The organism is Pseudoxanthomonas sp. LjRoot143, from assembly GCF_964252945.1.
Lineage (GTDB): Bacteria > Pseudomonadota > Gammaproteobacteria > Xanthomonadales > Xanthomonadaceae > Pseudoxanthomonas_A.
Genome location: NZ_CAXUPM020000001.1, coordinates 1896450 through 1921547 on the forward strand (window position 1 = coordinate 1896450; position 25098 = coordinate 1921547).

The 25098-nt window shown below is 66.5% G+C and carries 25 protein-coding genes; 7 read left to right on the forward strand and 18 right to left on the reverse strand.

Going from position 1 to position 25098, the window contains the following annotated elements:
- Nucleotides 1–193 precede the first annotated feature (193 nt).
- On the forward strand, nucleotides 194–421 hold the full coding sequence (locus tag ACSQ1W_RS08950; RefSeq protein ID WP_436042941.1) for a hypothetical protein: 228 nt from the start codon (nucleotides 194–196) through the stop codon (nucleotides 419–421).
- 18 nt (nucleotides 422–439) lie between these two features.
- Here ACSQ1W_RS08950 and ACSQ1W_RS08955 read toward each other — a convergent pair whose 3' ends face one another.
- Together ACSQ1W_RS08955 and ppsR are read right to left on the reverse strand one after the other, a co-directional pair.
- Nucleotides 440–922 carry a DUF1249 domain-containing protein gene (locus ACSQ1W_RS08955; protein WP_436042943.1) on the reverse strand — a complete coding sequence of 161 codons (483 nt, stop codon included), beginning with the start codon at nucleotides 920–922 and terminating at the stop codon, nucleotides 440–442.
- A 113-nt stretch (nucleotides 923–1035) separates the two neighbouring features.
- Entirely contained in the window at nucleotides 1036–1857 is an 822-nt protein-coding gene (gene ppsR / locus ACSQ1W_RS08960; RefSeq protein WP_192268023.1) for a posphoenolpyruvate synthetase regulatory kinase/phosphorylase PpsR, read from the reverse strand.
- A 154-nt stretch (nucleotides 1858–2011) separates the two neighbouring features.
- Here ppsR and ppsA point away from each other — a divergent pair, with 154 nt between their 5' ends.
- Together ppsA and ACSQ1W_RS08970 are read left to right on the forward strand one after the other, a co-directional pair.
- The gene (gene ppsA / locus ACSQ1W_RS08965) at nucleotides 2012–4384 is read left to right on the forward strand and encodes a phosphoenolpyruvate synthase (protein WP_436042945.1); all 2373 of its coding nucleotides are present in this window, start codon (nucleotides 2012–2014) and stop codon (nucleotides 4382–4384) included.
- Nucleotides 4385–4477: 93 nt separating this feature from the next.
- Nucleotides 4478–5434, forward strand: a complete 957-nt coding sequence (locus tag ACSQ1W_RS08970) for a mechanosensitive ion channel family protein (protein ID WP_436042947.1) — start codon at nucleotides 4478–4480, stop codon at nucleotides 5432–5434.
- Between the two features lie 57 nt (nucleotides 5435–5491).
- Here ACSQ1W_RS08970 and orn read toward each other — a convergent pair whose 3' ends face one another.
- Nucleotides 5492–6052 carry an oligoribonuclease gene (orn, locus tag ACSQ1W_RS08975; RefSeq protein ID WP_436042949.1) on the reverse strand — a complete coding sequence of 187 codons (561 nt, stop codon included), beginning with the start codon at nucleotides 6050–6052 and terminating at the stop codon, nucleotides 5492–5494.
- Nucleotides 6053–6153: 101 nt separating this feature from the next.
- On the opposite strand from orn, the gene ACSQ1W_RS08980 reads away from it, so the two are divergent.
- Complete coding sequence (locus tag ACSQ1W_RS08980; RefSeq protein WP_436042950.1) at nucleotides 6154–6618, forward strand: DUF2721 domain-containing protein; 465 nt, start codon at nucleotides 6154–6156, stop codon at nucleotides 6616–6618.
- Here ACSQ1W_RS08980 and tadA read toward each other — a convergent pair.
- From tadA to folD, 4 genes are all read right to left on the reverse strand, one after another.
- Nucleotides 6615–7091: a tRNA adenosine(34) deaminase TadA gene (gene tadA / locus ACSQ1W_RS08985; RefSeq protein WP_436042952.1), complete on the reverse strand. Its 477-nt coding sequence runs from the start codon at nucleotides 7089–7091 to the stop codon at nucleotides 6615–6617. The two genes, ACSQ1W_RS08980 and tadA, sit on opposite strands and share 4 nt — an antisense overlap.
- On the reverse strand, nucleotides 7091–8656 hold the full coding sequence (guaA, locus tag ACSQ1W_RS08990) for a glutamine-hydrolyzing GMP synthase (protein ID WP_436042954.1): 1566 nt from the start codon (nucleotides 8654–8656) through the stop codon (nucleotides 7091–7093). The genes tadA and guaA overlap by 1 nt, the downstream gene beginning before the upstream one ends.
- Nucleotides 8657–8716: 60 nt before the next feature.
- Nucleotides 8717–10174 (reverse strand): IMP dehydrogenase, encoded by a 1458-nt coding sequence (gene guaB / locus ACSQ1W_RS08995; protein ID WP_192268005.1) that lies wholly within the window; start codon nucleotides 10172–10174, stop codon nucleotides 8717–8719.
- 121 nt (nucleotides 10175–10295) lie between these two features.
- Nucleotides 10296–11153, reverse strand: coding sequence for a bifunctional methylenetetrahydrofolate dehydrogenase/methenyltetrahydrofolate cyclohydrolase FolD (gene folD, locus ACSQ1W_RS09000; RefSeq protein WP_436042956.1), 858 nt, complete (start codon nucleotides 11151–11153; stop codon nucleotides 10296–10298).
- 67 nt (nucleotides 11154–11220) lie between these two features.
- On the opposite strand from folD, the gene ACSQ1W_RS09005 reads away from it, so the two are divergent.
- Nucleotides 11221–11517 carry a DUF1244 domain-containing protein gene (locus ACSQ1W_RS09005; RefSeq protein WP_192268001.1) on the forward strand — a complete coding sequence of 99 codons (297 nt, stop codon included), beginning with the start codon at nucleotides 11221–11223 and terminating at the stop codon, nucleotides 11515–11517.
- Nucleotides 11510–12307, forward strand: coding sequence for an alpha/beta hydrolase (locus ACSQ1W_RS09010; RefSeq protein ID WP_436042958.1), 798 nt, complete (start codon nucleotides 11510–11512; stop codon nucleotides 12305–12307). The genes ACSQ1W_RS09005 and ACSQ1W_RS09010 overlap by 8 nt, the downstream gene beginning before the upstream one ends.
- 9 nt (nucleotides 12308–12316) lie before the next feature.
- Here the strand turns inward: ACSQ1W_RS09010 and ACSQ1W_RS09015 are convergent, their stop codons facing one another.
- From ACSQ1W_RS09015 to ACSQ1W_RS09025, 3 genes are all read right to left on the reverse strand, one after another.
- Nucleotides 12317–14161 (reverse strand): monovalent cation:proton antiporter-2 (CPA2) family protein, encoded by a 1845-nt coding sequence (locus ACSQ1W_RS09015; RefSeq protein ID WP_436042960.1) that lies wholly within the window; start codon nucleotides 14159–14161, stop codon nucleotides 12317–12319.
- Nucleotides 14162–14221: 60 nt separating this feature from the next.
- Nucleotides 14222–14470, reverse strand: coding sequence for a hypothetical protein (locus ACSQ1W_RS09020; protein ID WP_436042962.1), 249 nt, complete (start codon nucleotides 14468–14470; stop codon nucleotides 14222–14224).
- Between the two features lie 101 nt (nucleotides 14471–14571).
- Complete coding sequence (locus ACSQ1W_RS09025) at nucleotides 14572–15345, reverse strand: SDR family oxidoreductase (RefSeq protein ID WP_436042964.1); 774 nt, start codon at nucleotides 15343–15345, stop codon at nucleotides 14572–14574.
- Nucleotides 15346–15506: 161 nt separating this feature from the next.
- Between ACSQ1W_RS09025 and ACSQ1W_RS09030 the strand changes: the two genes are divergently transcribed.
- Entirely contained in the window at nucleotides 15507–16397 is an 891-nt protein-coding gene (locus ACSQ1W_RS09030) for a helix-turn-helix transcriptional regulator (protein ID WP_436042966.1), read from the forward strand.
- Here the strand turns inward: ACSQ1W_RS09030 and moeB are convergent, their stop codons facing one another.
- The 8 genes from moeB to rlmN all read right to left on the reverse strand — a co-directional run bounded on the left by moeB (nucleotide 16398) and on the right by rlmN (nucleotide 25093).
- A complete protein-coding gene (gene moeB / locus ACSQ1W_RS09035; protein WP_436042968.1) occupies nucleotides 16398–17534 on the reverse strand; it encodes a molybdopterin-synthase adenylyltransferase MoeB in 1137 nt (378 codons plus the stop codon). It lies immediately after the preceding gene.
- A gap of 36 nt (nucleotides 17535–17570) precedes the next feature.
- On the reverse strand, nucleotides 17571–18788 hold the full coding sequence (locus ACSQ1W_RS09040) for a molybdopterin molybdotransferase MoeA (protein WP_436042969.1): 1218 nt from the start codon (nucleotides 18786–18788) through the stop codon (nucleotides 17571–17573).
- Complete coding sequence (der, locus tag ACSQ1W_RS09045) at nucleotides 18785–20185, reverse strand: ribosome biogenesis GTPase Der (protein ID WP_436042971.1); 1401 nt, start codon at nucleotides 20183–20185, stop codon at nucleotides 18785–18787. The genes ACSQ1W_RS09040 and der overlap by 4 nt, the downstream gene beginning before the upstream one ends.
- Before the next feature lie 180 nt (nucleotides 20186–20365).
- Nucleotides 20366–21553, reverse strand: a complete 1188-nt coding sequence (gene bamB, locus ACSQ1W_RS09050; RefSeq protein WP_436042973.1) for an outer membrane protein assembly factor BamB — start codon at nucleotides 21551–21553, stop codon at nucleotides 20366–20368.
- Nucleotides 21550–22185: a YfgM family protein gene (locus ACSQ1W_RS09055; RefSeq protein WP_436042975.1), complete on the reverse strand. Its 636-nt coding sequence runs from the start codon at nucleotides 22183–22185 to the stop codon at nucleotides 21550–21552. Before ACSQ1W_RS09055 ends, bamB begins: the two co-directional genes overlap by 4 nt.
- A gap of 61 nt (nucleotides 22186–22246) precedes the next feature.
- Nucleotides 22247–23062 carry a helix-turn-helix domain-containing protein gene (locus ACSQ1W_RS09060; RefSeq protein WP_436042977.1) on the reverse strand — a complete coding sequence of 272 codons (816 nt, stop codon included), beginning with the start codon at nucleotides 23060–23062 and terminating at the stop codon, nucleotides 22247–22249.
- On the reverse strand, nucleotides 23059–23880 hold the full coding sequence (gene pilW, locus ACSQ1W_RS09065; protein WP_436042979.1) for a type IV pilus biogenesis/stability protein PilW: 822 nt from the start codon (nucleotides 23878–23880) through the stop codon (nucleotides 23059–23061). The genes ACSQ1W_RS09060 and pilW overlap by 4 nt, the downstream gene beginning before the upstream one ends.
- Nucleotides 23870–25093 (reverse strand): 23S rRNA (adenine(2503)-C(2))-methyltransferase RlmN, encoded by a 1224-nt coding sequence (gene rlmN / locus ACSQ1W_RS09070; RefSeq protein ID WP_436042980.1) that lies wholly within the window; start codon nucleotides 25091–25093, stop codon nucleotides 23870–23872. Before rlmN ends, pilW begins: the two co-directional genes overlap by 11 nt.
- Nucleotides 25094–25098 lie beyond the last annotated feature (5 nt).

Here is a 25098-nt window from a genome sequence, read left to right on the forward strand (position 1 = left end):
TTTGCGCGAAAGAATTGACACCGGCACTTTTTTGTCCGGTGTTTGGCGACTGAGCGCGCTTGCGCTCATTTTTACAAGAACCTCACCGGTGCCAGCGTAGAAGCTGCTGCAACGCCCGCTCGCCACCTCGCGGCCGAGCGTTGCAGTCGCTGTCGCAGTCGAAGTGCATTCCGACCTTCGCGGAGTTGCCGCAATGACGCACGATACCCTCGCCGACGAACTGGTCGCGCAATTGCCCCTCCATCGCGATACGCGCTGGACGGCGGGCTCACTTGGATTGGACGAGGCTGCGTTCGACGCGGTCGCGCAACGGCTGCTCGAACTGGAATCATCGGGCGCCGTCGACGTGATGAACATGTCGCGCGACGCCAGCCACGGCCTGCGCCGGCTCAACGCCATCCGTTTTACCCGCGTGGCCTGACCGACCGCGCTGCGCGCGTCAGGCCACGTCGCGTGCGATCCCCACCGGATGCAGGGTGGCGACGCCGTGCCCCTGCTCACCGAGGTACTCGAGCCACTTGCCAAGGAAGGTATTCATCCGCATGCGATGGCTGATGACTTCCGCGGGCGGCGGATACAGACCGATCACGTCCTGCCAGCGCTTGCCGACATAGCAGTGCGTCGCTTCGGCCTGGTGCGCGTCACGATACAGGCGGACGAACGCGGAGGGATCCGGTTCACCGGTCAGTGGATCACAGATGCCGTAGGTCAACCGCAGCTCCACGGTGTAGCGATGCGTCTCGATGACCTCGAGTCGCACGTCCAACCCATCGCCGATGCTCGACACGTACGTCCCCACCTGCAGGTGCTCAGGCGCGAACAGACGCACGAGGCGAGCATGGTTCTCCGCATACAGCGCCATCAGCCAGCCGAAACGGCCCAGCCGGGGAATGCGCGAGGTTCGTGCGAGGGCCTGAGACATGGGTCGATCCTACACGCCGGATCGCCATCGCGGCAGCATTGACGCGCCGTCGCGTGCGGCCTAAGTTAAGGGTTCGAGGCGTGCGTTTCCCGCCGGTCGCCATCCCCTTCGCCTCAATACATTTCCCGCTGCAGACCCAGCGTGGACAGCACCTTGCTGGAAATTTCCTCGATCGACTTGTTGGTCGTGCTGAGCGTGGGCAGGCGTTCCACCTGGAACATCGCTTCGGCGGCCGCGACCTCGCGCTTGCAGGTTTCCATCTTCGCGTAGCCGGAGTTCGGCCGGCGCTCCTGCCGGATCTGGTGCAGGCGATCGGGGTCGATGGTCAGCGCGAACAGCTTGCGCCGGTACGGACGCAGGCGGGCCGGCAGGCGGTCGGTTTCCAGATCGCCGTCGGTCAACGGATAGTTGGCCGCGCGGATGCCGTAATGCAGCGCCAGATAGACGCAGGTCGGCGTCTTGCCTGCGCGGGACACCGCCACCAGGATCACGTCGGCCTCGTCGTAGTTCACCGCCATGCCGTCGTCGTGGGTCAGGGCGAAGTTCATCGCGTTGATGCGGCGGTGGTAGGTCTCGAAATCGACCAGACCGTGGGCCTGGCCGACGCGCGACTGCCGCTGCTCGCCCAGTTCGCGCTCCAGCGGCTCGATGAACGGCGCAAATACATCCAGCATCAGCGCACCGCTCTCGGCGATGAGCGCGCTCAGGCCCGGATCGACGCAGGAGCTGACCACGATGGGGCGCGCACCCATCCGCTCCCCGGTCCGGCGGATGCGATCCGCCGCGTCCCGTGCCTTCTCTTCGTCGTCGACGAAGGACAGCCGGTCGGTCTGGAACCGCATCCCGGCGAACTGGGTCAACAGGCTGTGGCCGATGGTCTCGGCGGTGATACCGGTGCCATCGGAGACGTAGAACACGGGGCGCAACTCAGACATGCCCTTCCCTTCCCTGCTTCACCATGGAAACCCCCGTCAGATCAAGCTTGTCTGCAATTGGTATGCACTGCATCATATCGCCTCTTTCCCCATGGACACGGCACCCCACGCCGATGGTCATCGGCATGGCGCGGCCTGCTTCGGAGCATTGCGCTTGAACGAGAACATCCTGTGGTTGCATGAGCTGCGCCTGGCCGACCTGGCCCGCGTCGGTGGCAAGAATTCGTCGCTGGGCGAAATGATCGGCCATCTGGCCAACCTCGGCGTCTCGGTCCCGGGAGGCTATGCGACCACGGCGGAGGCCTTCAAGGCCTTCATCGCGCACAACGACCTGTCCAAGCGCATCTTCGACAAGCTGGCCACGCTGGATGTCGAGGACGTGCCCGCGCTGACGGCGGCCGGCAAGGAAATCCGCGGCTGGGTCATCGACGCACCGCTGCAGCCCGACCTGGACGCCGACATCCGTACGGCGTACACAAAACTCTCCTCCGAAAACGGTGGCGGCGACGTCGCCGTGGCCGTGCGCTCCTCGGCCACCGCCGAGGACCTGCCCGACGCCTCCTTCGCCGGACAGCAGGAAACCTTCCTCAACGTCACCGGTGCCGACGATGTCGTGCACAAGGTGAAGGAAGTCTTCGCCAGCCTCTACAACGACCGCGCCATCGCCTACCGCGTGCACCACGGCTTCAAGCACGAAGACGTGTTCCTGTCCGCCGGCGTGCAGCTGATGGTGCGCTCGGGTGTCGGCGCGTCGGGCGTGCTGTTCACGCTGGATACCGAGTCCGGCTTCCGCGACGTGGTGTTCGTCACCTCCAGCTTCGGCCTGGGCGAGATGGTCGTGCAGGGCGCGGTGAACCCGGACGAGTTCTATGTCTACAAGCCCACGCTCAAACAGGGCAAGCCGGCGATCCTGCGCCGTGCGCTGGGCAGCAAGGCGCTGCGGATGGTGTATTCGGACGTCCCCGGCGAGCGCGTGCGTACCGAAGACACACCGGCGAACCTGCGCAACACCTTTTCGATCACCGACGAGGACGTGCACGAGCTGTCCAAGCAGGCGCTGGTCATCGAGCAGCACTACGGCCGCCCGATGGACATCGAGTGGGCGAAGGACGGCGTGACCGGCAAGCTGTTCATCGTGCAGGCGCGCCCGGAAACGGTGAAGTCGCGCGCCAAGGCCACGCAGATCGAACGCTATGCACTGGAGAAGCGCGGTGACGTGATCGCCGAGGGCCGCGCCATCGGCCAGAAGATCGGCAGCGGCGTCGCCCGCGTGGTGCGCTCGCTGGACGATATGAGCCGCGTACAGCCGGGCGACGTGCTGGTCGCCGACATGACCGATCCCGACTGGGAGCCGGTGATGAAGCGTGCCAGCGCCATCGTCACCAACCGCGGCGGCCGCACCTGCCACGCCGCCATCATCGCGCGCGAGCTGGGCGTACCGGCCGTCGTCGGCACCGGCAACGCGCTGGACCTGATCGAGGATGGCGTCGAGGTTACCGTCAGCTGCGCCGAGGGCGATACCGGCTTCATCTATGCCGGTGCCCTGCCCTTCGAGCGCACGACGACCGACCTCGCCGCGATGCCGCCGGCGCCGCTGAAGATCATGATGAACGTGGCCAACCCGGAGCGCGCGTTCGATTTCGGCCAGTTGCCCAACGCCGGCATCGGCCTGGCGCGCCTGGAAATGATCATCGCCAGCCACATCGGCGTGCATCCTTTGGCGCTGCTGGAGTACGACCGCCAGGATCTCGACGTCCGCAAGAAAATCGACGCCAAGACCGCCGGCTATGCCGATCCGGTGAGCTTCTACGTGGACCGGCTGGCGGAAGGCATCGCCACCATTACGGCGTCGGTCGCTCCGCATCCGGTCATCGTGCGCCTGTCGGACTTCAAGTCCAACGAGTACGCCAACCTCATCGGCGGCACGCGCTACGAGCCGCACGAAGAAAACCCGATGATCGGTTTCCGTGGCGCCAGCCGCTACGTCGATCCGTCGTTCGAGCCGGCGTTCGCGCTGGAATGCCAGGCAGTCCGCCGCGTGCGCGACAACATGGGCCTGGACAACCTGTGGGTGATGATCCCGTTCGTCCGTACGCTGGAAGAAGGGCGCAAGGTGATCGAGGTGCTGTCCAAGCACGGCCTGCGCCAGGGCGAGAACGGGCTCAAGATCATCATGATGTGCGAGGTGCCGTCGAACGCCCTGCTGGCCGAGGAGTTCCTGGACATCTTCGACGGTTTCTCGATCGGCTCGAACGACCTGACCCAGTTGACGCTGGGCCTGGATCGCGACTCCAGCATCGTCGCCAACCTGTTCGACGAACGGAATCCGGCGGTGAAGAAGATGCTGTCGATGGCCATCAAGGCCGCGCGCAGCAAGGGCAAGTATGTCGGCATCTGCGGCCAGGGTCCCAGCGACCATCCGGACCTCGCTGAGTGGCTGATGGCGGAAGGTATCGAATCGGTGTCGTTGAATCCCGACACCGTGGTAGACACCTGGCTGCGGCTGGCGAAGACCAAGGCGGGCTGACGCAACCGCAACCGCCTTCACGCAAAGGCGGTTACCATCTTCCTGTAGACCCGGCACGCCCCTGATGGGGCGTGCTGCTTTTCAGGAGTGCCCATGCCCACACCCGCTGCAACCGCCACCGCGCCCGCCCTCACCGAGATCCCGACCGAACCCGCCGCGCTGATGCGCGAGCTCCGCGGCATTGACTGGCTGCAGTTGCTGGAAACGTGGGGTCTGAAGCTGCTGGCCGCCGTGATCATCTTCCTGGTCGGCATGTGGCTGGCCAAGCGATTGAGCGCAGGGCTGGAGCGCGTCCTCGGCCGCACGCACGCGGATGCCACGCTGGGCGGCTTCCTGCGCCGCGCCAGCTACGCCGCGATGATGGTGCTGGTCATCATCACGGCGCTCACGTCGCTGGGCGTGAATCCGACTTCGATGCTCGCCGTGCTCGGCGCCGCCGGCCTTGCGGTCGGCCTGGCGCTGAAGGATTCGCTGTCGAACATCGCCTCGGGCGTCATGCTGATCGTGCTGCGCCCGTTCCGCGACGGCGATTTCGTGCAGGCCGCCGGACTGGAAGGCGTAATCGAGGAAGTCCGTATCTTCCAGACGCGCATGCGCACGCTCGACAACCGCCTGATCGTGCTGCCGAACAGCCTGATCACCACAGCGCCGATCATCAATTTCACCGCCAAGCCGCATCGCCGCATCGACATCCCGGTCGGCGTGGGTTACGACGACGACCTTAAGCGCGCCAAGCAGATCCTGCTGAAGATCGCGCAGGACCATCCCAGTGTGCTGCCGGAGCCGGCGCCCAGCGTCATCGTGTCCAAGCTGAGCGAAAGCAGCGTCGACCTGATCCTGCTGGCGTGGACCAAGACCAAGGACTTCGGCGAGACCAAGAGCGACCTGACAGAGGCCGTGCGTACCGAGATCATCGGCAACGGGCTGAACATCCCGTACCCGCAGCGCGACCTGCATGTGTACCACCACAACAGCGATGGCACGCCGCTGACCGACATCATCACCAAGGGTGTCGCCGATGACGGCGACGTGGCGAAGACCACGCCGTAGAGTGGAGCTTGCTCCGCTGAAAGTCCCCATGCAGCCGAGCAAGCTCGGCTCTGCATGTCACTCCGCCAGCGCCGCCATGTGCTTGCGGTAGTGGCGCAACTCGTCGATGGAATCGCGCACGTCGCTCAGCGCGGTATGGCTGGACTGCTTGCGCACCCCTTCCAGCACCTGTGGCGCCCAACGGCGCGCGAGCTCTTTCAGCGTGCTGACGTCGAGGTTGCGGTAGTGGAAGTACTTCTCCAGCCGCGGCATCAGCCGGTGCAGGAAGCGGCGATCCTGGCAGATCGAGTTGCCGCACATCGGGGACGCGCCCGCCGGCAACCATTCGTTGAGGAAGGCCACCGTCTGCGCTTCGGCCTGGCCCAGCGAGACCTGGCTTTCCACCACCCGCTTCCACAGGCCGGAGCGGCCGTGCTGGTTGCGGTTCCAGTCGTCCATCGCTTCCAGTACCGCCACCGGGTGGGCGATCGCGAACTCGGGGCCTTCGGCCAGCACGTTCAACTTCGAATCGGTGACCACCGTGGCGATCTCAAGGATGGAGTCGCGGTCGGTGTCGAGCCCGGTCATTTCCAGGTCGATCCAGATCAGGCGGTCGGTGTTCGCGTTGTTCGAGGCCATGCAGCAATCCATCACGGGAAGGAGGTCCGGCCGTTCCACACCGGGAATGCGGACGTACCGCATCGTGTCATGATAACGCAGACCACTCCGGCGACCGGCCCATGAACCCTTCCACCGATCACGCCGTACTCACCGCGATGCTCGCGCCGGCATTCTTCCTCACGGCCACGGCCTCGTTGCTGCTGTCGGCCAACAACCGCCTCGCGCGCATCATCGATCGCGCCCGCACGCTGCTGCGTGAGCTGGCGGATGTCGAAGACGAGACCGACCGCGCCTTGCTGGAGAAGCGTATCGCGCTGCAGCGCCTGCGCAGCCTGATCATCCTGCGCGCGGGCCAGCTGCTCTATGCCGCGATCAGCTGCTTCGTCGGCACCAGCCTGGCGGTGGCGGTGGACACGTTCACCGGCCACCGGCTCGGATCGCTGCCGACGTGGCTGGCGGCGCTGGGCGTGGTGGCGATGCTCGCCGCCAGCCTGCTGCTGGCGCGCGAATCCACGCTGGCGGTCACCGCGATCAACGAAGAGATGGACCACCGCAAGGTGAAGCGGAAGTTCCCGACGCCCTAGACCAGCGGGCGTCCGCGCTTGGCGCGGAAATAGTTGGTCAGGCGGCGTCCGGCTTCGTCGCCCAGCACGCCGCCGGTGATCTCCACCCGATGGTTGTGCCGCGGATCCGCGATCAGGTCGAACACGCTGCCGCAGGCGCCGGTCTTCGGATCGGACGCGCCGTACACCACACGCGCCACGCGTGCATGCACCAGCGCCATCGCGCACATAGCGCAGGGCTCGAGCGTCACGTACAAGGTACTTCCGACCAGCCGGTGGTTGCCCAGCTCCCTCCCCGCCTCGCGCATCGCCACGATCTCGGCGTGCGCGGTGGGATCGTGGTCGAGGATGTTGCGGTTCCAGCCCTCTCCGAGGATGCGTCCCTCCGCGTCGACCAGCACGGCACCCACGGGAATCTCGTCGAACTCGCGCTCCGCGCGATCCGCCAGCCCGAAGGCGTGGCGCATCCAGTGCTCGTCGGCGGACTCGCCCATCACTCCCACTCGATGGTGGCCGGCGGCTTGCCCGAGATGTCGTAGACCACGCGCGAGACGCCGCGCAGTTCATTGATGATGCGGTTGCTGACCGTGCCAAGGAATTGGTACGGCAGGTGCGCCCAGTGCGCGGTCATGAAGTCGATCGTCTCGACCGCACGCAACGCGATGACCCACTCATAGGCGCGCGCGTCGCCGACCACGCCCACCGACTTGACCGGCAGGAATACCGCGAACGCCTGCGAGGTCTTGTCGTACAGGTCGGCCTTGCGCAGCTCATCGATGAAGATCGCATCGGCCTTGGCCAGCAGTTCGGCGTACTCGGGCTTCACCTCACCCAGGATGCGCACGCCCAGGCCGGGACCCGGGAACGGATGGCGATAGACCATCGTGCGCGGCAGACCGAGTTCGACGCCGAGGCGACGCACTTCGTCCTTGAACAGCTCGCGCAACGGCTCCACCAGGCCCAGCTTCATGTGCTCGGGCAGTCCGCCCACGTTGTGGTGGCTCTTGATGACGTGTGCCTTGCCGGTCTTGCTGCCGGCCGACTCGATGACGTCCGGGTAGATCGTGCCCTGCGCCAACCACTTGGCGTTCTTCAGCTTGTTCGATTCTTCCTCGAATATCTCGACGAACAGGTTGCCGATGATCTTGCGCTTGGCTTCCGGGTCGGCGACGCCTTCCAGCGCCTTGAAATAGCGGTCGGCGGCATTGACGCGCACGACCTTCACGCCCATGTGCTCGGCGAACATCGCCATCACCTGGTCGCCTTCCTGCCAGCGCAGCAGGCCGGTATCGACGAACACGCAGGTCAGCTGGTCGCCGATGGCCTTGTGCAGCAGCGCGGCGACGACCGACGAATCGACGCCACCGGACAGGCCCAGGATCACCTCGTCCGACCCCACCTGCTCGCGCACGCGGGCGATCTGGTCGTCGATGATGTTGGCTGCCGTCCACAACGTCTTGCAGCCGCAGATATCGGCCACGAAACGGCGCAGCAGCGTCTGGCCCTGCTTGGTGTGGGTCACTTCCGGATGGAACTGCACGCCGTACCACCGCTTCTCTTCCAGCGCCATCGCCGCGACCGGAATGCGGTCGGTGGTGGCGGTGATCGTCCAGCCCGGCGGCGCCTGGGCGACGTGGTCGCCGTGGCTCATCCACACGTCGATGCGCGGCTCGCCCTGATGGTCGCTCAGTCCGCCGAGCAGCGCGTCATGCGCGACCAGCTGCACTTCGGCATGGCCGAACTCGCGCGCATCGGCGGCTTCCGTCGCGCCGCCCAGCTGCGCCGCCAGCGTCTGCATGCCGTAGCAGATGCCCAGGATCGGCAGGCCGCTGTCGAATACCTGCTGCGGCGCGGCCGGCGCGCCGTGCTGGGTGGTGGACTCCGGACCACCCGACAGGATGATGCCCTTGGCGCCGAACTTCGCGATTTCTTCCGGGTCGTGGTCCCACGCCCAGATTTCGCAGTAGACGCCGATCTCGCGGATGCGGCGGGCGATCAGCTGCGTGTACTGCGCGCCGAAGTCAAGGATGAGGATCTTGTCGGTATGGATATTCGTCATGGTGTCCTGCAGCTGTAAACGAAGAAGGGAAACGCTGGCGTCTCCCTTCCCTGGCAACGATCAGCCCATCCGGTAGTTCGGTGGCTCTTTGGTGATCTGCACGTCGTGCACGTGGCTCTCGCGCTGGCCGGCACCGGTGATGACGACGAACTTCGGCTTGCTCCGCATGTCCTCGATGGTCGCGCAGCCCACGTAGCCCATCGTGGCGCGGAGGCCGCCGACCAGCTGGTGGATGATGCCGCCGACCGAGCCGCGGTACGGCACGCGGCCTTCGATGCCTTCCGGCACGAGCTTGTCAGCGTCGCTGGCGTCCTGGAAGTAGCGGTCCTTGGACCCCTTCTCCATTGCGCCCAGGCTGCCCATGCCGCGGTAGCTCTTGTAGCTGCGGCCCTGGAACAGTTCGACTTCGCCCGGGGCTTCCTCGGTGCCGGCGAACAGTCCACCGATCATCACCGTCGACGCACCGGCGGCGATCGCCTTGCCGATGTCGCCCGAGTAGCGGATGCCGCCGTCGGCGATCAGCGGGATGCGGTCCTGCAGCGCCTCGGCGACCATGTCAATCGCGGTGATCTGCGGCACGCCCACGCCGGCCACCATGCGGGTGGTGCAGATGGAGCCCGGACCCACACCGACCTTCACTGCGTCGGCACCGGCGTCCATCAGTGCCAGCGCGGCGTCGCCGGTAACGATGTTGCCGCCAATGACCTGCAACGACGGGAAGCGCTTCTTGACCCAGCTGACGCGGTCCAGCACGCCCTGCGAATGGCCGTGCGCGGTGTCGACGATGATGACGTCCACGCCCGCGGCGACCAGGGCTTCGACGCGCTGGTCGGTATCGCCGCCGACGCCCACCGCGGCACCGACGACGAGGCGGCTGGCGCTGTCCTTGGCGGCGTTGGGATTGTCGGTCTTCTTCTGGATGTCCTTGACGGTGATCAGGCCGCGCAGGTCGAACGCGTCGTTGACCACCAGCACCTTCTCGATGCGGTGCTTGTGCAGCAGCTGCAGCACCTCGCCGTCGCTGGCGCCCTCGCGCACGGTGACCAGGCGATCCTTCTTGGTCATGATGTGGCGGACCGGATCGTCGAGCTTGGTCTCGAAGCGCATGTCGCGGCTGGTGACGATGCCGACCAGCTGGCCGCCGTCGACGACCGGCACGCCGGAGATGTTGCGCGCGCGGGTGAGCTTGAGCACCTCGGCGATCGTCGTCTCGGGCCCGACGGTGAAGGGCTCCTTGATGACGCCGGCCTCGAACTTCTTGACCTTGGCCACTTCCGCGGCCTGCTGTTCGACGGTGAGGTTCTTGTGCAGGATGCCGATGCCACCCAGTTGGGCCATGGCGATGGCCAGACGGGCCTCGGTGACGGTATCCATGGCGGCCGAGACGATCGGCAGCTTCAGCCGCAGGTCGCGCGTCAGGCGCGTTTCCAGGCTGACATCCTTGGGCAGGACGGTGGAATGGGCGGGGACGAGGGAGACGTCGTCGTACGTCAGTGCTTCAGCCTGGATGCGCAGCATCGGCGGGCCCGGATAGTTGGGGAAGCGCGATATTGTACCGCACAACGCCGGTCATGGGCCTGCGTCCCGTGGTCGCGAATGGAACGGGCCGGTGCGGCGGCCGCAACGCTGGCCAGTGGGCTCAGAGCCCCGCTTCAGCCGCTTCCAGCGTGTTCTGCATCAGTGTGGCGACGGTCATCGGCCCTACTCCGCCCGGCACCGGGGTGATCCAGCTGGCGCGCTCGACCGCCGCATCGAAGCCGACGTCGCCGACCAGCCGTCCGTCATCCAGCCGGTTGATGCCGACGTCGATGACCACGGCGCCCGGCTTGACCCATTCGCCCGGTACCAGGCCCGGCTTGCCCGCGGCCACGACCAGGATATCGGCATCGCCGACCCGGGCCTGCAGAACGTCGCGCGGAGTGAATTTGTGGCAACTGGTGACGGTGCAGCCGGCGATCAGCAGTTCCAACGCCATCGGACGGCCGACATGGTTGCTGACGCCGACGATGGTCGCGTTGCGACCGCGGACCGGCTGGTCGGTATAGCCCAGCAGGGTCGTGATGCCGCGCGGCGTGCACGGGCGCAGGCCGAACTGGCGCAGCGCCAGATGGCCCACATTGGCGGGATGGAAGCCGTCCACATCTTTGCGCGGATCGATCCGCTCGATCAGGCGCGTGGCATCCGGGATGCCCGGCAGCGGCAGCTGTACCAGGATGCCGTGGATCTTGGGGTCGGCGTTCAACTGGTCGATCAGCGCGAGCAATTGCGCCTCGGACGTGCCCGCGGGCAGGTCGTAGTCGAACGCCTCGATACCGACTTTCTCGGCCGCGCGTCGCTTGTTGCGCACGTAGACCGTGGAGGCCGGATCGCCGCCCACCAGCACCACCGCCAGGCCCGGCCTGCCGAGACCCGCCGCCACGCGCACGTCGACCCGGACTTTCAGTTCGTCCAGCAGGTTCTCGGCGATGCGGCGGCCGTCCAGGATTCGGGCAGTCATGGGAAGGGGCGGTGTAGAGTCGGCGCGTATTGTCCCCGATTACCCCACCCCAGCGCGACCCGCACCCATGACAGACACGACCGCCCTCGACGCCGCTGCGTTCCGCCGCCTGCTGCAACACCTCAACCAGGACCGTCCGGACGTGCAGAACATCGACCTGATGATCCTCGCCGGCTTCTGCCGCAACTGCCTGGCCGACTGGTACCGCGACGCCGCGGTGGATGCGGGCATCGCGATGGACAAGGAGCAGGCGCGCGAGCGCGTCTATGGCATGCCGTTCGCGGACTGGAAGGCGAAGCACCAGCGCGAGGCCACGCCGGAGCAGCTGGCCGCCTTCAAGGCCGCGCAGGAGCGCCATGGCTGAGCGCCGCGTCCGCCGCATGCTCCTGTGGGTCGCCCTTGCCCTGCTGGCGGTGTATCTGGCCTTGTGCGCCCTGCTCTACCTGCAGCAGCGCCGGTTGATCTACTACCCGCAGTTCACCCGGGTCGCTGCGGACCAGACCGATTTCGCGATCTCCCGACCCGACGCCGTCCTGCGGGGCTGGACCGTCAATCCCGGTCACCGGGACGCGGTGCTTTACTTCGGTGGCAATGCCGAAGCGGTGGAGGCCAACCGCGGTGTATTTGCCCAGTGGCTGCCGTCCCGCACGGTTTATCTGGTAGCCCACCGAGGCTACGGCGCGAGCGACGGTGAACCCTCGGAAGCAGCGCTGCTGGCCGATGCGCACGCAGTGTTTGACGACATCGCGGGGCGCCATACGGGGGGCGACGTGGCCGTGATCGGCCGCAGCCTGGGGAGTGGCGTGGCAACGTACGTGGCGGCGGAGCGCCCCGTCCGGAATCTGGTGCTGGTCACGCCGTTCGACAGCCTGGCCGCCGTCGCGCAATCGCACTATCCGGCCTTCCCGGTCCGCCTGCTGCTGAAGGACCGCTACGACTCCGCCGCCCGCCTGCCTCGCTATGGCGGGCGGCTGCTGGTGCTGCGGGCGGGCCGGGATGCCGTCGTGCCGCCGCCGCATACGGACCGGCTGTTGCAAGCATTCAAGGGACGCGCGCAGGTGGTCGACTTCCCGACCGCGAACCACGACGACCTGTCCAACGATCCTGCGTACTGGTCCGCGATCCGCGGCTTTCTCGCGCCTGCGGACGACTGACGCCGCCCGCTACTCCTCTTCTTCCTCGCCGATCGCCTCGGCGGCTTCCTCGTTCAACGCCTTCGCCTCGCGCTTGGGCTTGGTGAAGGGCGTCGGCGTGGGCTTGACCGGCCGGGCGTTGCTGTAAAGCGCGGGGATACCGGACCTCAGGTCGCCCCCACCGGCGATCTCCAGCTCGAAACGTTCGGCGTCGCGGCGCCGGATCTCCTCTGCGATCTCGTCCGCGTCTTCCTGCGACGTCCCTACGCTCATCAACGCGGCCTTGCCGAACTCCACCGCGGACTCGAAGGTCTCGCGGATCTGGAAGTCGACGCCCGCCGCGATCAGCGCTAGCGAATGTTCGCGGTCGAACGAGCGGGCCAACACCTGCGCCTGCGGGAACTCATGCCGGACCAGTTCGACGATGCGGCTGGCGGCTTCCTTGTCGTCGATGCAGATCGCGATCGACTGCGCGGTCTGCGCGCCGCAGGCACGCAGCACGTCCAGGCGGGTACCGTCTCCGTAGTAGATCTTGAAGCCGAACTCCTCGGCGCTGCGGATCATCTCGATGTCGGTGTCGATGATGGTCACGTCCACATCGCGCGCCAGCAACGACTGGCTCATGACCTGGCCGAAGCGGCCGAAGCCGATGATCAGCACGCTGCCGCTGAGCCCCTTGGCCTCCTCGATGCCTTCCATCGACGGCTTCTCGGGATGGGTGAAGCGGCGCAGCAGCAGCACGAACAGCGGCGTCAACGCCATCGACAGCACGACGATCGCCGTCAGGTTGGCGTTGACCGTGGCATCGATGATGCCGGCCGCCGCTGCGGCGGCAAACAGCACGAAGGCGAACTCGCCGCCTTGCGCCATCAGCACGGCGCGATCCAGGGATTCGACGTGCGAACTGCGGGTCACGCGCGCGACGATGTAGATGCAGAGGGCCTTCACCACCATCATCGCCAGCACCGCGCTGACGATCAGCGGCCAGTTGGCAGCCACCACCGCCAGGTCCAGCGCCATGCCGACGCCGAGGAAGAACAGGCCAAGCAGGATGCCGCGGAACGGCTCGATGTCGGCTTCGATCTGGTGGCGGAAGGTGGATTCGGACAGCAGTACGCCGGCAAGGAAAGCACCCATCGCCATCGACAGGCCGCCCAGTTGCATCAGCAGCGCCGCACCCAGCACCACCAGCAGCGCGGCCGCGGTCATCACTTCGCGCGCCTTCGCGGCGGCGAGGATGCGGAAGAAGGGATTCAGCAGCCAGATGCCGGCGGCGATCAGGCCGGCCAGCGAGGCCACGCCGATGCCGATCGCCGCCCAGCTCGACCCCTCCTGCGGTTCGACGACCTGCGGGGACATGAAAGCCACCAGCACCAGCAACGGCACGATCAACAGGTCTTCGAACAGCAGGATGGACACGACCTTCTGCCCGTTGGGCAGGGCCACGTCACCGCGTTCGGCGAGCAACTGCATCACCACCGCCGTCGACGTCAGCACGAAGCCCATGCCGCCGATGAACGACACCGGCAACGAATAGCCGAACAGCAGGCCGACGCCGGTCAGCAGCAGCGTGCACACGCCGATCTGCAGCGCGCCCAGCCCGAAGATCTGCTTGCGCAGGCTCCACAGGTGACTGGGCCGCATCTCCAGGCCGATGACGAACAGGAACATCACCACGCCCAGTTCGGCGACGTGCAGGATCGACTGGGGATCGGTGAACCACTTCAGTCCGAACGGTCCGATCGCCAGGCCTGCAGCCAGGTACCCGAGCACCGACCCCAGACCCAGGCGCCGGAAGATCGGCACCGCAACCACCGCTGCGCCCAGCAGGGCGACGACACTGACCAGTTGGCTGGCACCGGATTCTGCACTCATGCGGGAAGTCTACCGGATGGTGTCTGCCTTGCCGTCCCTATCCTGGGGTATGCACATGCTTCAGTGCCGGGTCTTTCTCGCCAGCCACCATGCCAGCGCGACCGGCACGACATAGATCGCGGCCTGGATCGGCAGTTCTTCCTGCAACGAATAGCCGTGCGACATGCCAGTCCGCAGGTTCCACCACACGGCCGCCAGCCAGCCCACGCTGAAGACTGCCGCCACGGGGCGACGCCTGCCGGGGCGGGCCAGCCACATCGCAATACCCACCAGCAGCACGCCGACGGCGATGAAGATCAGGGTGCGCATGACGCTCTTCCTCTGCGTTAGTCGTCCGGTGCGCTCACGTTATCGCAAGCGCACGCCGTACGACACGGGCCAGGCAGCACGAGGCCGCCTTCCCGCACGGCTTACTTGGTGGTGTAGCCGCCATTGATCAGGATGGTCTGGCCGGTGATCCACCAGCCGTCGCTGACCAGATGGCGGATGAAGGGCACCACGTCCTCGATATCGGTCAGCCCGGTCTTGCTGTGCGGCGACAGGGCGGCCGCGGTCTTGTGGTAAGCGACGGCGTCTGCGCCTTCGGCCGGGTAGAAGAACGACGTATCCATCGGGCCGGGACCGATCGCCGTCACCGAGATGCCGCGTTCGCCGAACTCCTTGGCCGCCGCGCGGGTGAAGTGCTCCACCGGCGCTTTGGTGCCGGCGTACGACGCGTAGAACGGCGTGAATGCGCCGAGCAGCGAGGTGACCAGCGTGACCACCTTGCCGTTGTCGTTGACGTGCTTGCCAGCCTCTTTCAGGAAGAAGAACGCGCTCTTGGCGTTGACCGCCGACATCTCGTCGTACTCGGCCTCGGAAATCTCGGCGATCGGCTTCTTCAGGACCTTGCCGACGGTGTTGATGGCAATGTCCGGACGCCCGACGGCGGCGATGGCATCGGCGAACAGGCGTTCCATGGCCGCCGCCGTGGTCAGGTCGCCCTGCAGCGCGACGGCTTTCGCCCCTGCAGCCTGGACGGCGGCAACGGTCGCATCGGCATCGGCCTTGCTGGCCGGACTGTTGTAATGGACGGCGACGGCCGCAGCGCCCTGCTGCGCAAGATCGCGGGCGATCAGGCCGCCGAGATTCTTGGCGCCGCCGGCGATCAGGACGACTTTGCCGCGGATGGAATGGTCGGTCATGGGAATGCTCCTGGCAGGGAAGGACACCCACCGCCGCTGCAGTGGGCAGCGCGGCGAGGCGCGTCTAAGATGCGATGGAAGCGTTCCGGCGGGCTTTCACGATGTCCCATCCGCTATCAAATTCTCCGGCGTCAACTCACATTAGTGAGCCGCATGAGGCGATGCCGCCCGCGAACGATCCGGCGTCCGGCGCTGCGCCGCAGTACCGGGTGCTGGCGCAGGCACACTGGCCGGATGTGGAACTGGTGCTCTGCCGGGAGGACATCCGCCAGCGCACGCTGTGGGCGATCGACGCGCCACGCCATACGGTCATCGTCCACCTGGGCGGCACGATGCGCGAACTGGATACCGAGATCGACGGCGTCGGCGCCACGCATGCCCCGCCCTCTCCCGGCGACATCTGGTTGGTGCCCGCGGGAAAGCGCTACGCCAGCCAGGCGATGGGACAGGTCATCACCTACGCCGAACTGCGCATCTCACCGACGGCGGACGTCGACATCGGTGCCGACCGGCGCGTCCCCATCGAGGGACTCATGCCCAGGCTGGGCCATCGCGACGAATTCCTCCACTACAGCGTCGCGCGGCTGGGCAGGCTCAGCCAGCAGGACGACGATGTGTCGGCCATGATGGCCGAGCGGTTGCAACTGCTGTTGCGCCAGCACCTGTACGACGGTTACCGGTTGCCCGCCGTACCGGCGCCGGCTCCGGCATCGCTCGCACCCCGCACGGCGCGGCAGCTCAGCGACCACATCGAGGACACGCTGGGCCAGCGCATCGCACTGGCCGACCTCGCCTCACTGGCCGGCATGAGCGTGCACCAGTTGCTGATCGCGTTCCGGCGCACCTTCGGCACGACCCCGGCGCAGTACATCCTGGCGCAACGCTTGCGCCGAGCGCGCTGGTACCTGCTCAACGGCAACGACGACATCACCGACATCGCGCTCACCTGCGGGTTCGCCAGCCACAGCCACCTGAGCGCAGCGTTCAAGCGCGACACCGGCATCACCCCGCGGCAGTTCCGCGACGGACTGCGCATGCGCGCGACCTACTGATCAGGACGTGCGACAGAACGCGGCGTAATCGATGTAACCGGGAAACGGCCGATCGGCCGCGCAGACCGGGCACGCCGGATCGTGGCGCAGGCGGGTTTCGCGGAATCGCATGGCCAGCGCATCGAAGTGCAGCAACCTGCCGGCCAGCGTCTCGCCGGTACCGAGCAGCAGCTTGATCACTTCCGTGGCCTGCAGCAGCCCGATCACTCCGGGCAACACGCCCAGTACACCAGCCTCGGCACAGTTCGGCGCGAACTCCGGCGGCGGTGGTTCCGGGAACAGGCAGCGATAACAGGGCTGTCCGCCACGGTGACGCCCGGCGTCGAACACGCTCACCTGCCCTTCGAACCGTTGTACGGCGCCGTACACAAGCGGCTTGCCCAGCTTCACGCAGGCGTCGTTGAGCAGGTAGCGGGCGGGGAAGTTGTCCGCTCCATCCAGCACCACGTCAACACCGTCGAGCAGACGTTCGACGTTCTCCGCGGTGACGCGCTCGGCCACCGCCTCCACCTGCGTGCGCGGGTTCAACGCGGCCAACGTTGCCTGCGCCGACGCGACCTTCGTATCGCCGATACGCGCCTCGGTATGCAGGATCTGGCGCTGCAGGTTGCTGCGGTCGACCACGTCATCGTCCGCGATACGCAGGTGCCCTACCCCGGCCGCGGCCAGGTAGAACGCCGCCGGCGAGCCAAGTCCGCCCGCGCCGATCATCAGCACGCGTGCCTGCTGCAGGCGCTGCTGGCCGGCGACGCCCACCTCGGGCAGCAGCAGATGGCGCGAATAGCGCTCGTTGAAGTCGCGCGCATCGTCAGACTGCGCCGGCACGACGATCGCAAGGTGCTGTTCCCTCCATCGAGACGTGCCACCCGCGACCGAAGCCAGCGTGGTGTAGCCAGCGGCTTCCAGCACGCGCGCCGTGTCCATCGAGCGCCCACCCCTTTGGCAGATCAGGACGACGCTCGCATGGGGGTCGGGCAAATGGGCTGCGGGATCGCGTTCCAGTTCCGCCTTCGCGATGCCGAGCGCCCCTTCCGCCTGGCCGCTGGCGCGTTCGTGTTCCTCGCGCACGTCGATGAACACGCTCCCCTGTGCGAGCAGCGCGGCAACGTCACGGGGTTCGATTTCGCGGATGGCCATGCGTCGATTATCGCGCAAGTCGCCGGGTCAGCGTTCTCAACAACCGATCACGTCCACGACGTCTCCGGCGCGGTAGTCGCGCACGCCTTCGGGCAGCACGATCAGGGCATTGCTGTCGGCCGCCGCACGCAGCTGGTGCGAAGCATCGGCCGCATTCGGCATGACCTGCAACCGGCCATCGGAGGCGCTGTCCAGCCAGCCGCGCAGGAACTCCAATCGCTCGTGCGTCTTCCGCCACGGCGTGCCGAGGACCGCCTTCCACCGTGGCCGTGGCTCGCGCCGGCGCTGCAGGCCATCCAGCAGCCCACGGCCCAACGTCATGAACGTCGCCAGCACCGAGACCGGGTTACCGGGCAGGCCCAGGAAAAGCGCACGGTCCATTTCGCCGAACAGTACCGGCATGCCCGGCTTCATGCGGACTTTCCAGAAGTGGGTACGGCCATGCGCGGCCAGCAGCCCGGGCAGATGATCCTTCTCGCCCGCGGACACGCCACCGCAGGTGATGACCACGTCGAACGCCGCAGCCGCGTCGGTGAGCAGGGTCGTCATCCGTTCGGGATCGTCGGGCAGCGTCGGCCACGCGGTTGGCTCCAGACCCTCCGCGCGCAGCAGACCCATCAGCAGTTCGCGGTTGCTGTTGTATATCTGCCCGGGCGCCAACGGCAGGCCCGGCTCCACCAGTTCGTCGCCGGTGGTGAAGACGGCCACGGTCGGGCGCTGCGTGACGGCCAGCGATGCGATGCCCAACGCCGCGGCCAGCGAGACGCGCGCCGGCGTCAGCCACTGTCCCTCGGAGAGCACGTGCGTGCCAGCGACCACGTCCTCGCCGGCTCTGCGAACATCGTTGCCTTGCGGCAATCCTGCCGGTACACGGACCTGGCCATCGGCCTCGATACAGACTTCCTTCATGGCGACGGTATCGGTACCGGCCGGAAGCGGAGCACCGGTGGTGATGCGAATGCATTCGCCTGTTCCGACGCGGACATCCTGCAAGCGGCCGGCAAACTGCTCACCCGCGAGCCGCAGCGTCGTCGCTTCATCCTGCGCAAGGCTGGCATGGGCGAAAGCGAAGCCGTCCATGCGGCTGTTGTCGAATGGCGGCAGCGAGAGCGGTGCGGTGATGTCCTCGGCCAACACGCGGCCAGCGGCCCGGCCAACGGGAACGCGTTCGGCCTTCAGCATCCGGTTGGCAGCGACGTCGCGGATGATCTCCGCGGCGGTGGCGAAATCGATGCGGGTCGGGTAACCCGTCACTTGCCGCGCTTGACGTGCCGGATCAGGCGGCGCTTCTTGGCGATCTGCTTCTCGGTCAGCACGTTCTTCTTGCCCTCGTAGGGGTTGGCGCCCTCGCGGAAGACAAAACGGACCGGCGTACCGACCAGCTTGAAACGCTTGCGGAAAAAGTTTTCCAGATAGCGCTTGTAGGACTCCGGCAGCACCTTCAGGCGCGTGCCGTGGACGATGAAAGTCGGTGGATTCGCGCCGCCCGGGTGCACGTAACGCAGCTTGGAGACATGTCCGCGGATGCTTGGCGGCGGATTGGTCTCGTAGGCGATCTCGAGCGCCTTGTTGACCTCGCTGGTACCGAACTCCTTGGTCGCCGACGCATGCGCGCGGTGGATCGCCTTGAACAGTTCGCGCAGGCCCGAGCCATGCAGGGCGGAGATGCGCACCACTTCGGCCCACTCGACGAAGCCCAGCTTGCGGGCGAGCAGCGCTTCGGCCTGCTCACGCTGGTAGGCGGTCAGTCCATCCCACTTGTTGATTCCCACCACCAGCGCACGGCCAGCATCGAGCACGGCACCGAGCACGCTCGCGTCCTGGTCGGTGACGCCCTCAGTCGCGTCCAGCAGCAGCACGGCTACCTGGCATTGCTCGATGGCCTGCAGCGTCTTGACCACGCTGAATTTCTCGACCGCCTCCTCCACCTTGCCCTTTCGACGCAGGCCAGCGGTGTCGATCAAACGGTACTGGCGGCCATCGCGCTCCATGTCAACGGCGATGGAATCGCGTGTGGTGCCAGGCACCTCGGACGCGATCATGCGCTCTTCGCCCAGCAGGCGGTTCACCAACGTCGACTTGCCCACGTTCGGGCGTCCCACGAAAGCCACGCGCATGCGGTTCGGATCGTTGTCCAAGCCCGCAGCACCGCCTTCTTCCGGCAGGCGCTGGTGCACTTCTTCCAGCAGGTCATCGATGCCCTGGCGGTGCGAGGCAGAGATCGTAATGACGTCGGCGAACCCATAGCGTGCGAAATCCGCGATCGCGGTGGTCTCGTTGATGCCGTCGATCTTGTTGATGACCAGCAACGTGGGGCGTGACGTCTTGCGCAGCCAAGCCAGGATGTCATCGTCCAGCGCGGAGGCGCCCTCGCGACCATCGACGATGAACAGGACCAGGTCGGCCTCTTCGGCCGCGGCACGTGCCTGCCGTGCGGTCGCACCGGCCAGACCTTCCTCTTCGCCCGCGATGCCGCCGGTATCGACCACCAGGAACGGGTCGTCCTCATCGAGGCGGCAGACACCGTAGTTGCGGTCGCGGGTCACGCCCGGCTGGTCGTGGACCAGCGCGTCACGACTGCGGGTCAGCGCGTTGAACAGAGTGGATTTGCCGACGTTGGGACGGCCCACCAGGGCGACGAGGGGCAGCATGCAGGGGGCAACCGTGAAGAAAAGGGGCGCCGGACGCTCGCCGTCGCGCGGGTGGCGCGACCGCTCCGGTCGATCAAGGGGTCGCCATGGTAGCGGAATACGCCCCCCTTCGCGAAAAAGGGCCGCAATGCGGCCCTTTCCTGAAACTCGAAGGAGCGGCCTGGCCGCTCCTTCATCGGGTCACTTGAACCCGAATGCGGTCAGCCCGCCTTCCACATCCTGCACCAGCAGGATGCCGTCAGCCACGACCGGCTTGCCACGGATGGCCTTGCCGCCGACGCGCGCACGCGCCGCGACATCGCCGTTGTCCGTCTTCAGCCAGTGCAGGTAGCCGTCGTAATCACCGACCACCGCGTAATCGCCATGGATCGTCGGCGCGGTGAGTGACCGGCGTGCCAGCGTGGTGTTCGACCACAGCGCACTGCCGCTGTACTTGTCCAGACCCCACACCGTACCGGCCGGGTCGGACACGACGACGGCGCTGCTGGTCACGCCCAGACCACCGGCGCCGCCATTGTCGCGGGTCCACAGCGGACGCCCGGATGGGCCTTCGAGGGCGACCGTTTCCTTCTTGAAGCTAGTGACGTACAGCGTGCTGCCTTCCAGCACGGGGGCGCCGTCGACGTCAGCCATGCGTTCCAGCTCGCTGCGGCCCTCCGGAATGCCGACGGCCTGCGTCCACATCGGGCGACCGTCGTTGCCGGCCAATGCCGTGACCGTGCCGTCGTCGCTGGCCGCGAACACCACGCCCGGACCCGTTACGACCGGCGCGTTGCCGCGCACCGTGAGACTGGGGAGTTCGTTGTTCCAGAACCAGCGACGCTCGCCGCTTTCCACCGACAACGCCGTGACTCGTCCGTCATTGGTGCGGACGTAGACCATGCCCTGACCGATGGCCGGTGCCGCGATGACCTCGTTGGGCACTTTCGCCTGCCACTTCTCCGCGCCCGTTGCAGCGTCCAGGGCAATGACCTGTCCGTCGAGGGTGCCCACGACCACCAGCCCGTCCCCCGCACCCGGCCCGCCGGAAAGACGCAGGTCGGACTTGTACTGCCACACCTGCTTACCCGTCTGCAGGTCGAAGGCACGCACGCCGCCTTCCACCGCTGCGGCATAGACACGACCGTCGTCGACCACCGGCACCTGCTGCAGGCCGAGGCGCTTCTCGCCCTTGCCCACGTTAGCGCTCCACAGCTTGGAAACCGACGTAGCAGGCGTGAAGTCGACCAGCTCCGCAGGATCAACCGGCTTTTCGCCTTCCTTGTCCTTGCCGGAGAACCAGCCCTTCACCGTGCTGCAGCCGCCGAGCGCGGCCACGATCGTGGCGGCCGCGACCAGACGAACCACGGGACCGGTAGCGCGCTTCATGCTGCACCTCCGGTCTTGGGCGGCGTGCCGCCGGCTTCGATCAACTTCAGCTCCACCAGCCGGCGCTGCGGAGAAACCGCGTCCAGCGTGGTCAGCGCGCGGGTATAGGCATCCTGCGCTTCCTTGGACTTGCCGGCCGCCAGCAACGCATCGCCGCGCACTTCGAGGCTGGAGGCATCGTCTGCCTTGTCCAGTACCTTCAGCGCATCATCATGCTTGCCCGCATCGATCAGCAGGCGTGCGAGCCGCAGATTCACCAACGGCCGCAACGCATTGTCGGGGGTAAGGGTGCGCAGCGTCGCGATAGCGGCGTCGCGTTCGCCAGCCTGGATCTGCGCCTTGGCCAATTGCAGCCCGGCGACGTCGGCGTACAGCGCGTCCTCCTTGACCAGCGCATCCACCGCGCCCTGGGTCTGCTTCAGATCGCCTTTGGCGAGACCTTCGACGGCAGCCTGGTAGCTCTGGTACGCCTGCTCCTTCTTGCCGGCCTGGTCCTTCTGCCACCACTGCCAGCCGAGGATCACACCCAGCCCCAGGACCACGCCGCCCAACAGGCCGGCACCGTTGTTCTTCAGCCAGCTGCGGACACGTTCGCTTTGTTCGTGCTCGTCGAGCAGATCGTCAATCGCCATGCGCTCTCTTGCCCCGTCTCAGGCGGGGTCTCGGTCTAGGTTGGACAAACCCGCACGCGGGTCAGTCAACGACCGGCGCCAGGGAACCCTCAGAGGATACCGTAAAGCGTGCGACATTCGCTCGCTGGTACGGCGCCAGATCCACCGTACTACCCGCTTGCTGAACGTCGACCGCCGTCGCGTCGCCCAGCTTGATGCGACCCACCTCGCCCTGCGCGTAGCGGCGCTCATCGCCCGCACGCAGCAACGCGTGCTCGACCTTGCGGCCATCGGGCGCGTTGACCTCTACCCAGCTGTCGCCCTTGAACGACAGCGAGAGCCAAGGCGTCGCCGCACGAGGCAACGGCGCCATCGAGGCGACGTAAGGAGCCGCCTGAGGCTTGGCCGCAGGCGGCGGTGCGTCCGCCGTCGGACCCGCACGCGGCGCGACCGGCACCACGTCCAGCGATGCGGTGGCGGCATCCGGCGAGGGACCGGATGATGGGCGCAACGCCATCCATACCGGCGTGGCGATGACGAGCGTCAGCACGACATAGACCGCACGCCGCTTGAAACTCTCGAAGAAGTACTGGAAACGAGGGGTGTGGGAATGGCTGACCAGCTCGGCCGGCCTTGCCACCACCGTCTCCGCCTGCTGCAGGAACGGCTCCACATCCACTTTCAACAGGCGACCATAGCTGCGCAATTGACCCCGGACGAACACCACGCCCCCGGACTGATCCCATTGCCCTGCTTCAAGCGACTGGATCACCCGCACGGGCATCTTCAGCCGCTGACTGATCTCCTGCACCGACAGGCCGGCCCGCTCGCGTGCCGCCTTCAAGACCACGCCGCACCCCTGCGGCGTGGGCACATCCCCGACTACCGATTGCATCATGGCCCTGCATTTCCCCCGATTGTGACGTCCTGCGCGTCGGGGAACTCCGCCCGAATCCGCTGAACATATCGACTGGCAGCGGCCTTGTCGCCGAGTCTATCCTCGATTTGTGATGCGAGTTTCAACACAGCAGCGCTGGCGGGCGCCGCCGCCAACCGGCGTTCGACGAACGCGCGGGCCGACATGTACTGCTGCTGGCGGAACTCGAGTTCGCCCATGGCTTCCAGTGCGACCGCATTTGCCGGCTCCTGCGCGAGCGCCTGACGCAGGTCGCGCGCCGCGCGCTCGTCCTGACCGGACTTCAGCGCGCAGCTTCCCGCATTGGCCATGGCCGAGGCAGGCGTGGCGTAATCGGGAGCCTGGATCGCACGGTCGAACCACACCAGCGACTCCGCAGCAAACCCGTTTGCGCACAGCCAGGTACCGTAATTGTTCAGCGCCGCGCCCTGTGAAGGAGCCAACTCCGCAGCGCGCTTGTAGTGCTTTCCAGCCGCGTCGCTGTTGCCGCGCTGGTCTTCGACCACTGCCAGCACGGTCGTCGCATCAGCCGAACCGGCATCCAGCTTCAGCGCTGCGCGCGCGTCCTTCTCCGCCGCCTCAGGCTCGCCCGCCTGCAGTCGCTGCACCGCACGGGCCAGCAGTGTCTGCAAGGCTTGGCGGCGCTTCACCTCAGGACTGTCGCCAACCGAGTACTCAGGCGTTGTCTGCTGCCCGGACATGGGCTCCATTTTGCCCTTGGGTCGGACGAAGGTCAGGCGGCTGCAGGCCGTAGCCAGCACTAGAGTGATCAGCAGCAGGCAGATCGCCTTAGGCCGCATCGTCGATGCCCTGTTCCTGCAACTGCCGGCGGAATTCTGCCTGGCGGCGGGTCCGGTCCATGACCTGTCCCTTCAGCTGACCGCAGGCGGCGTCGATATCGTCGCCCCGGGTCCGGCGGACCATGGTCAGCACCTGGGAATCGAGCAGCAGCTTCTGGAACGCGCGGATATCTTCCTCCGGCGCACGCTCATAGCGTGTTCCAGGGAACGGATTGAACGGGATGAGGTTGACCTTGCCGGCATCCTTCAGCTGCGCGGCATTGCTGAACTTGCGCATCAGCTGCGCCAGCTGGCGCGCATGTTCTGGCTGATCGTTGACGCCCTTCATCAGGGTGTACTCGAACGTCACCGAGTCGCGCTTCTTGTTGGCGCGCAGGTAGCGCACACACGAAGCCATCAGCTCGGCGATCGGATACTTCTTGTTGAGCGGCACCAGCTGTTCGCGCAGCGCATCGTTGGGTGCATGCAGCGAGACCGCGAGCGATACGTCGGTCTCGGTGGACAGTCGGTCGATCATCGGCACCAGACCCGACGTCGACAGTGTCACGCGCTTGCTGGCCAAGCCGTAGCCCAGATCGTCGCGCATGATGTTCATCGCGCGCACGACGTTGTCGAAATTGAGCAGAGGCTCGCCCATGCCCATCATCACCACATTGGTGAGGCGACGGTTCTGTGCAGGCACGTTACCCAGGTGGCGCGCCGTGACCCATACCTGCCCGATGATCTCGGCGGTCGTCAGGTTGCGGTTGAACCCCTGCGTGGCGGTCGAGCAAAAAGTACAGTTCAAACCGCAACCGACCTGCGAGGACACACACAGCGTGCCGCGGCTCTTGTCGGGAATGTAGACGGTTTCGACGGCATTCTTGCCGTCCACGCCCATACCGAGCAGCCACTTGTGGGTGCCGTCGGTGGAGGGCTTGTCGAACACCACTTGCGGCACAACGACTTCAGCATGCTCCTGCAGCTTGGCGCGCAGGTTCTTGCCGAGATCGGTCATCTCATTGAAGTCGGTGACGTACCGGTGATGGATCCACTTCATCACCTGATGCGCACGGAACTTCTGCTCGCCCAGCTTACCGACGAAGAACTGCTCAAGACCCTCACGATCCAGGTCCATCAGGTTCTGTTTCGCGGACACGGACGCGCCGATAGCCACGGACGGAGCGTCCGTGGCCAGCTTCAACTCGATCGGCGGCAGTTCGTGGCTGCTCATCGTCT